The following is a 2,283-nucleotide window of genomic DNA, read 5'->3' as shown; positions in this document are numbered from 1 at the left end:
GCCGGCATCTACCTATTTTCACAGGCCGTTTCCAGCCAACTATCTTCGGCACAAGTGAGCTTAACTTCTGTGTTCGGAATGGGAACAGGTGGGACCTCACCGTCATCGACACCGGCTATGTTTACTAGATTATTATAGCACATTTATTTGGATTTGTCCAGACCCCTGCGAACAAAAATTCCCACTTTTTAAACAAAAAATCCCAAAAGAGCCTTTCAGGATTCTCTGCCGTCCGGGCGCAGGATCGGCCCTTGAATCAAAAAGTGGAATTGCACCGCGGTTTTGAGTGTGGTATACTGAATTCAGTGTGCATTTTAACCGCGGGCAAGTCCGGCCGGGCCTGCCCGCATGGAATTTTTAGAGGAAAGTGGGACGCAGATGAACATAGGATTTGACAACAACAAGTACCTTGCCATGCAGTCGGCGCATATCCGGGACCGGATCGCCCAGTTCGACAACAAGCTGTATATGGAATTCGGCGGCAAATTGTTCGACGATTACCATGCTTCCCGCGTGCTGCCCGGTTTCCAGCCCGACTCCAAGCTCCAGATGCTGCTGCAGCTGAAGGATCAGGCCGAGATCATCGTGGTCATCAGCGCAGAGGACATCATCAACAACAAGATCCGCGGCGACTACGGCATCACCTACGACATGGACGTGCTGCGCCTGATCGACGCCTTCCAGGGCGTGGGGCTGTTTGTGGGCAGTGTCTGCGTGACCATGTACACCCCCGAGCCGGAGGTGGAAGCCTTTGAGAAAAAGCTCAACAGCCTGGGCATCCGCACCTTCCGCCACTACAAGATCGCAGGTTATCCCGGCGATGTGGCGCGGATCGTCAGCGACGAGGGCTACGGCAAAAACGACTACATCGAGACCGAGCGGCCCCTGGTGGTGGTCACTGCACCCGGCCCCGGCAGCGGAAAAATGGCGGTCTGCCTGTCCCAGCTGTACCATGAATACAAGCGCGGCGTGAAGGCAGGCTACGCCAAGTTTGAGACCTTCCCCATCTGGAACCTGCCCCTGAAGCACCCGGTGAACCTGGCCTATGAGGCCGCCACCGCCGACCTGAACGACGTCAACATGATCGACCCCTTCCATCTGGAAGCCTACGGGGAGACGGCGGTCAACTACAACCGCGACATCGAGATCTTCCCGGTGCTGAACGCCATGTTCGACCTGATCGCCGGCAAGAGCCCCTACCGCTCCCCCACCGACATGGGCGTCAACATGGCCGGCAACTGCATCATTGACGACGAAGTCTGCCGCGAGGCCTCTCTGAAAGAGATTCTGCGCCGCTACATGAAGTGCCTGTGCGACCAGAAAGTGGGCGGCACCGCCAAGGACGACCGCTTCAAGCTGGAGCTGCTGGTCAACCAGGCAGGTCTGACGGTGGGCAGCCGGGCCGTGGAAAAGATGGCTCACGCCCGCTCCGAAAAGACCGGCGGCCTGCCCGCCGCCGCCATCGAGCTGCCGGACGGCTCCATCGTCACCGGCAAGACTGGTCCCCTGCTGGGCGCCGCTTCCTCGGCCCTGCTCAACGCCCTGAAAAAGCTGGCGGGCATCGACCAGGAAATCGAGCTGGTGTCGGCCCGGGCCATTGAGCCGATCCAGAAGCTGAAGACCACCTATTTCGGCAGCAAGAATCCCCGCCTCCACACCGACGAGATTCTGATCGCCCTGTCCAGCTCCATCCTGGAGAACAAATACGCCGAGGCTGCTCTGAACCAGCTGCCCAACCTCAAGGGCTGCGACATGCACTCGACGGTCATCCTCTCCCGCGTGGACAGCGAGACCCTCAACCGCCTGGGCATGTATGTCACCTGCGACCCCATCTACGAGGAAGAGGACCGCAAGTACCACAAGATCTGATCTCAGTAAAAGTTTTGCCGGCTTTTCCGCCGGGCTTCCTATAAAATGAAAACCGCCGAGCACAAAGGGCGCCTGAACCGCCCCATATTGTGCGGACAGTACAAAAAAGAGGCCTGCAAGGGGTAGAACAAGCGAATCAAAGACTGGCCTGGCGAAGCGAAAGCGGAGCCAGGCCAGTCTTTGTCTGGAGCCGCTCGTGGTTATAGAAGTGGATGTACTCGTCGATCAGATCGTTGGCCTGCTGAAATGTCTTGAGCTTTTGGCGGTAGATGCATTCTGTTTTCAGGATACCGAAAAAATTTTCAGCCATTGCGTTGTCATAGCAGTTTCCGCGTCTTGACATGGAAGGCGTAATGCCGTAAGATTGAGTCAGCTTAAAATATCCGTGTGAGGTATATTGAAAGCCCTGGTCGC

The 2,283-nt window shown here is 56.9% G+C and carries 2 protein-coding genes and 1 rRNA gene; 1 reads left to right on the top strand and 2 read right to left on the bottom strand.

The features are described 5' to 3' along the window. Positions 1-116 (bottom strand): 5S ribosomal RNA (rrf, locus tag B5F27_RS16105); the annotation flags it as partial. Positions 117-378: 262 nt separating this feature from the next. On the opposite strand from rrf, the gene B5F27_RS16100 reads away from it, so the two are divergent. Beyond that, positions 379-1,869, top strand: coding sequence for a DUF1846 domain-containing protein (locus B5F27_RS16100; RefSeq protein ID WP_087246445.1), 1,491 nt, complete (start codon positions 379-381; stop codon positions 1,867-1,869). Between the two features lie 136 nt (positions 1,870-2,005). Here the strand turns inward: B5F27_RS16100 and B5F27_RS16095 are convergent. Beyond that, positions 2,006-2,283 (bottom strand): IS3 family transposase (locus tag B5F27_RS16095; protein ID WP_144066568.1); only part of this gene is annotated, 278 nt, incomplete at its 5' end.

The sequence above is a fragment of the Faecalibacterium sp. An192 genome (assembly GCF_002160175.1).
Lineage (GTDB): Bacteria > Bacillota > Clostridia > Oscillospirales > Ruminococcaceae > Faecalibacterium.
Note: the sequence above shows the minus strand (reverse complement) of the source record. Positions and strands in the feature narration are given on the sequence as shown.

Excerpts from the sequence above, each read along its gene's own strand:
- B5F27_RS16100 (WP_087246445.1), top strand. The coding sequence starts at position 379 with ATGAACATAGGATTTGACAACAACAAGTACCTTGCCATGCAGTCGGCG.